General features: G+C 44.8%; 6 protein-coding genes. 3 read left to right on the top strand and 3 right to left on the bottom strand.

Features of this window, described 5'->3' with window-relative positions:
- Positions 1 to 2: 2 nt before the first annotated feature.
- From CAG68_RS20070 to CAG68_RS20060, 3 genes are read left to right on the top strand one after another with little or no spacing between them, the layout of a single operon-like run.
- Positions 3 to 1,346, top strand: a complete 1,344-nt coding sequence (locus CAG68_RS20070) for a cytochrome ubiquinol oxidase subunit I (protein ID WP_161441568.1) — start codon at positions 3 to 5, stop codon at positions 1,344 to 1,346.
- 28 nt (positions 1,347 to 1,374) lie between these two features.
- On the top strand, positions 1,375 to 2,382 hold the full coding sequence (gene cydB, locus CAG68_RS20065) for a cytochrome d ubiquinol oxidase subunit II (RefSeq protein ID WP_047101326.1): 1,008 nt from the start codon (positions 1,375 to 1,377) through the stop codon (positions 2,380 to 2,382).
- A gap of 20 nt (positions 2,383 to 2,402) precedes the next feature.
- Positions 2,403 to 2,531 (top strand): DUF2474 domain-containing protein, encoded by a 129-nt coding sequence (locus CAG68_RS20060; protein ID WP_005373267.1) that lies wholly within the window; start codon positions 2,403 to 2,405, stop codon positions 2,529 to 2,531.
- Between the two features lie 69 nt (positions 2,532 to 2,600).
- On the opposite strand, the gene CAG68_RS20055 is transcribed toward CAG68_RS20060, so the two are convergent.
- The 3 genes from CAG68_RS20055 to CAG68_RS22225 all read right to left on the bottom strand — a co-directional run.
- Positions 2,601 to 3,356 carry a PhzF family phenazine biosynthesis protein gene (locus tag CAG68_RS20055; protein WP_054730825.1) on the bottom strand — a complete coding sequence of 252 codons (756 nt, stop codon included), beginning with the start codon at positions 3,354 to 3,356 and terminating at the stop codon, positions 2,601 to 2,603.
- A 139-nt stretch (positions 3,357 to 3,495) separates the two neighbouring features.
- Positions 3,496 to 3,837: a hypothetical protein gene (locus CAG68_RS20050; RefSeq protein WP_054577804.1), complete on the bottom strand. Its 342-nt coding sequence runs from the start codon at positions 3,835 to 3,837 to the stop codon at positions 3,496 to 3,498.
- A 108-nt stretch (positions 3,838 to 3,945) separates the two neighbouring features.
- A partial coding sequence (locus CAG68_RS22225) for an AAA domain-containing protein (RefSeq protein WP_202600014.1) occupies positions 3,946 to 5,582 on the bottom strand: 1,637 nt, incomplete at its 5' end.

The raw sequence follows: 5,582 nt of genomic DNA, 5'->3' as shown, positions 1-5,582 counted from the left end.
TTATGCTTGCACGGATACAGTTCGCCTTTACGGTATCCTTTCATATTATTTTCCCCGCTATCACCATAGGTTTGGCCACCTATCTCGCCGTGCTGGAAGGCTTATGGCTAAAAACACGCAATCCCGATTACCAAAAGCTCTATCATTTCTGGTCGAAAATTTTTGCGGTTAACTTTGGGATGGGCGTTGTATCTGGCCTTGTCATGGCCTATCAATTCGGCACCAACTGGAGTGGTTTCTCCGACTTCGCTGGTTCTATCACTGGCCCATTACTGACTTATGAAGTGTTAACGGCATTCTTTCTCGAAGCCGGATTTCTTGGCGTAATGCTGTTTGGTTGGCGTCGCGTCGGCGAAAAGCTGCACTTTTTTGCAACCTCGATGGTGGCGTTAGGAACGATCATTTCGACGTTCTGGATTCTCGCCTCCAACAGTTGGATGCAAACGCCACAAGGCTATGAAATTGTCGACGGACGTGTGGTGCCAACCGACTGGTTTGCTATCGTTTTCAATCCTTCATTTCCTTATCGTTTGGCGCACATGAGCGTCGCGGCTTTCGTCAGTTCAGCACTCTTTGTAGGCGCGTCAGCCGCTTGGCATTTATTGAGAGGCAATCAATCGACTGCGGTAAAAACCATGTTTTCGATGTCGCTCGGGATCTTAGTGTTCCTTGCGCCACTCCAAACCGTGATTGGCGATGTGCACGGGCTAAACACTCTGGAACACCAGCCCGCCAAAATCGCTGCCATCGAAGGACATTGGGATAACAGTGATGGCAAACCAACCCCATTGATATTGTTCGGCATGCCAAACATGGAACAAGAACGCACAGACTATGCCTTAGAAATTCCTGTTTTAGGAAGTTTGATCCTACGCCACAGTTTAACTGAGCCAATCCCGGCGCTGAAAGACTTCCCGAAAGAGGAACGACCGAACTCACCTATCGTCTTTTGGTCATTTCGAATCATGGTCGGGCTAGGACTTCTGATGATTTTACAGAGCTTCTACAGCATATGGTTACGAAAAAAGAACACGCTTTATACCTCGCGTTGGTTCCTCAAGTTTTCATTATTTATGGGGCCATCTGGTCTTATCGCAATACTCGCTGGCTGGTTTACGACAGAGGTTGGTCGGCAACCTTGGGTCGTTTATGGCGTACAAAAAACGCGTGATGCGGTTTCTGCACACGGAGACCTACAAATGAGCATCAGCCTGCTGTGTTTCCTGGTTGTATACAGCTTGGTATTTGGTTTTGGTTATTACTACATGATCCACCAAATCAAGAAAGGCCCCGATGCAATCGAACACGATGAGCACGACATGACGACCGTTTCAGGCCGCATCTAGAATTTGTCACAAAGTGAAGGTAGAAAATATGCATTTTGATTTATCCGTGATTTGGTTCGCGATCATCGTTTTTGCCACTTTGATGTACATCATCATGGATGGCTTCGATTTGGGTATTGGAATACTGATGCCCTTCATCAAGGATGAAAAACAAAAAGACGTCATGGTCAACAGTGTCGCGCCAGTTTGGGACGGTAACGAAACTTGGATTGTGCTAGGAGGCGCATCTCTATTTGGCGCTTTTCCGATGGCTTACGCGGTGATTATTGAAGCGCTAACCATCCCTTTAACGTTGATGTTGATTGCTTTGATCTTTCGTGGAGTCGCATTTGAGTTTCGCTTTAAAGCATTGGAAAACCACTTAAAGTTCTGGGATCGCTCTTTTATGGTCGGCTCGATTTTAACCACGTTTTTCCAAGGCATCGTTGTTGGCGCGGTAATTCAAGGCTTTGCGGTGGAAAACCGCGTCTTCGTAGGTAGCCAACTCGACTGGCTCAGCCCTTTTCCCATCTTTTGTGGTTTGGGTTTAGTCGCAACGTACGCGCTGCTTGGTAGCACATGGCTCATCATGAAGACGGAAGGTGAACTGCAAAACACGATGCACCGCTTCACTAACAAAACACTACTGGCGATGATCTCCGCATTAGTCATTGTGAGCGCTTGGACTCCACTTGCTTACCCTGCCATTGCGGAAAGATGGTTTTCTCTGCCTAATTTGTTCTACTTACTGCCCGTACCTGTCATTACTGGGCTGGTATGTTTGAAGATTGCCGACTCCGTTAAAAAGCGTAAAGAGCGCAGCCCTTTCGTGATGGCGTTAGTGATCGTGATTCTCGGGTTCGCTGGGCTTGGCATCAGTATCTGGCCAAATATCATTCCTCCTAGCATATCAATATGGGAAGCAGCGGCTCCTGCAAGCAGTCAGCGCTTTATGCTCGTTGGAGCAGTGATCATCATCCCGATCATTCTGGCTTACACCTTTTGGAGTTACTACGTCTTCTCCGGAAAAGTAAAAGAAGGCGAAGCGTACCATTAACGAGTTGATAAGGAGTGAGTATGAAAATCAAAAATTGGTGCCGCCAATGGGCTTGGATGGTTGGAATATGGGTCGTTAGCGTCGCTGCATTAGGGTTAGTGTCTATGTTATTTCGCGTCATGATGACCGCTGCAGGGTTAAAATCTTAGCTCGGCACGTTTAAGTCAATAAAAAATGGATGCCTCTAGATCTTGTGTAAGAGCTAGAGGCGTTTGCATTCAAGTCCGACTTTTCACGTGTGCAGACAATACGATCGTAGATTCTAAACCGCGAGCCACTTCAAAATAACCACCAGCACGAGATAGCTGACGAGCCGTCAATTTTTCTTTGCCTAGCTTTTCAAACCAATAAGGCGCCAATGAGCACTGAGCCGAACCTGTGGCAAGATCTTCTGAAATACCGATTTTAGGTGCAAAGTAACGCAGCACATAGCCACTATCAGAACTTTGAGCCGTCACGATGACAGCATGAAACTCATCAATTTTAATCAGCTCATCAAAGTTAGGTTGATAGCGAACAACATCATCTTCTGATTCGAGAACAACAACCAAATCACGCGTTGTAAAAGCATCTACGGGGTGATTGGAAAAGCCTGAAATACCCAAGGGGATGGCATGAGGCTTGGCTAGCCAACTTGGCATCACTATCCGATACATTCCATCCAGTCCAGTAACGGTAACATGACCATACTGACTTTGTAGAATGACCTCGTTCTTATGATAGTTGGAAATGATTGCAGCGCCTGCGCCCAAACTTCCGTGTCCGCATAGGTTGATCTCTCCTTCTAGGCTAAACCAGCGAATGTGGTAGTCACTGCCAGACTGAACCACAAATGATGTGACAGGTTGAGCGACCTGATGAGTGATTTGAAGTAATTCAGAATCACTCAGCCAGTGATTTAGTTCGACAACGCCACATGGGTTACCTTGAGCTAACTCATCACAAAATACATCATATATTTGTGCTTTAATCATCCATCATCCTTACTGTTTGGCGTCTTGTTGACGGGTGAGCGACTCAATACTGATACCACTGCATACCGCCTTAATCACTAAAACCAACGCACAGTAAAAATGCTATGCGTTGCGAACCCCTCTTGAACAATTTGTTCGCTTAAATTCTGTAGCACCAAGCCACACTCGCCCAAAACATAATGTTCAAAGCCCAGATCATCACACTTTGAACAGGAAGCATGTGGAAAACTAACTGTGGACATGCCCTAAGCTCTCTCAGAGAGAACAGCATTTGAGGCTGAAAGTCCCAACTGGTTGCTAAACGCAGACCTCTTTTAAACCAAGGGTGATTCGCCAAATATTCAGCGTAAGATGAATAAATTGTCCACAAACCCAAAAGACCAAACAGCTCAATTATTGAGATTACTTCCAAACTAAAGGGCAATAATGAAGGTCCTCCAATAAGCAAAATAGCCGCAAATATCCATTTTCTATTTCTCATTACACATCCTTGTTAATGATTTAATCTAACTGCGTATATAAAAGATTCGAGAAAAGCTTGTCAGTTCCTAAGCTTTGAGGCATCAGGCCTGACAAGCATATGTATTAGCTATTTCTGATCGTCAAATTCATTAACGGTTTTTAGCCAAATAGCAAATTGGTTCAAGGATGTCTCATGACGTCTCTTAATATTTAACTCATCGCAAATAACATCTATTGGCGCTTCTGAGTTCTTCTGAATCGCAAACTTAGCAAGCCCCAAAGCCTCCTCATACGACAGCTCATTCCACTTTCGTTCATAACCGAATGCCTCTACACCCCGCCACTCAATCAAATCGACCATATTACTCGGCGAAACCCAGAGTGTTGGAGAGTACCCATCGCTCTCTTTGATACCAGCGAAAGTATCAAGTATTTTTCTCATATACTCGAGTTGCTTTTTGCTTGTACGTGTTAAGCCATGTAGGTTGGCTATTTCGAGGGTAAGTGCATGCAGTGTAATACCAGGGCGTTCGATAAGGATATCTGTAGCAAGTTGAGTGAGCCTATCAACGTATTCAGGTTTAAAATAATTTGCGGCATCCAATGTAATCGATGAAGCGTTCTCGATTTCATCAAATTCTTTACCAGAGCTCCCCGTTTGTTCAAGACAAAAACCTGTGCCTGAGTTTAAAGTTGAAGGACCTTTCGCTAACACTACTTTTCCCTCTGCTTCTGCTTCTGCTTCTGCTTCTGCTTCTGCTTCTGCTTCTGCTTCTGCTTCTGCTTCTGCTTCTGCTTCTGCTTCTGCTTCTGCTTCTGCTTCTGCTTCTGCTTCTGCTTCTGCTTCTGCTTCTGCTTCTGCTTCTGCTTCTGCTTCTGCTTCTGCTTCTGCTTCTGCTTCTGCTTCTAGCAGTATGTCTCGCTCCCTTTCCACTTCAAGTATTTCTCTAAGTTTTGAGTCAATGTTTTCAATTGCATATTCAGGATCAATAAAGTAATCCGTCGACCATAACCTAACAATATTCCATCCTAGGCCTTCCAAAACTATCTGTCTTACCCGATCTCTATCTCGGGCTGCAGGAGAAGAGTGGTACGTAGCCCCATCACACTCAACACCAGCTATGTACTTGCCAGGCTTGTCTGGATGAAGTACTCCGAGATCAACTCTAAACTTACTTACTCCTACTTGTGTTTGTATTTTCCAACCTTTAATTCTTAAAGCTTGAGCTACCGCTTCTTCAAAATCACTATCAAATTGATCGACTCCATGCTCTGCAGAAGCAATCTCAGATAAAGCAATTGGCCCCTTTTCTGCAAATTCAAGGAAGTGTTTTAAGTGCTCAACGGCAACCGAGTTCGTTCTGCTTAAATCAATCATTGAAGAGTCAAAACTACTAAAGACAACAACCTCCGTGGTTGCGCGAGTAATCGCAACATTTAAGCGGCGCTCTCCCCCGCTTTTGTTGAGTGGCCCAAAATTCATACTCATTGTTTTGGCTCCTGGCTCCGTAGGACCATACGCGAGACTGAGCATGATTACGTCTCTCTCATCACCCTGAACTGACTCTAGGTTCTTAACAAAAACAGGATCTCTTCCTGACCCCTCTTGAAAGTATTTTTCGATAGCAGGGTTTTGTCTTCTTGCGTCGTCTAACAGATCTTCAATCGTTCTTTGCTGATCAGTATTTAAAGTTACTACACCTATAGACTTATCTTGTTCATATTTATCCAGTAATCTTCGAACAATTTCATTTACGACTGCTT

This window comes from Vibrio sp. V42_P2S4T144 (assembly GCF_009904715.1).
GTDB classification, from domain to species: domain Bacteria; phylum Pseudomonadota; class Gammaproteobacteria; order Enterobacterales; family Vibrionaceae; genus Vibrio; species Vibrio alginolyticus.
This window is presented reverse-complemented; position numbering and strand designations above follow the sequence as displayed.

Excerpts from the sequence above, each read along its gene's own strand:
- cydB (WP_047101326.1), top strand. The coding sequence starts at position 1,375 with ATGCATTTTGATTTATCCGTGATTTGGTTCGCGATCATCGTTTTTGCC.
- CAG68_RS20055 (WP_054730825.1), bottom strand. The coding sequence starts at position 3,356 with ATGATTAAAGCACAAATATATGATGTATTTTGTGATGAGTTAGCTCAA.
- CAG68_RS20060 (WP_005373267.1), top strand. The coding sequence starts at position 2,403 with ATGAAAATCAAAAATTGGTGCCGCCAATGGGCTTGGATGGTTGGAATA.
- CAG68_RS20050 (WP_054577804.1), bottom strand. The coding sequence starts at position 3,837 with ATGAGAAATAGAAAATGGATATTTGCGGCTATTTTGCTTATTGGAGGA.
- CAG68_RS20070 (WP_161441568.1), top strand. The coding sequence starts at position 3 with ATGCTTGCACGGATACAGTTCGCCTTTACGGTATCCTTTCATATTATT.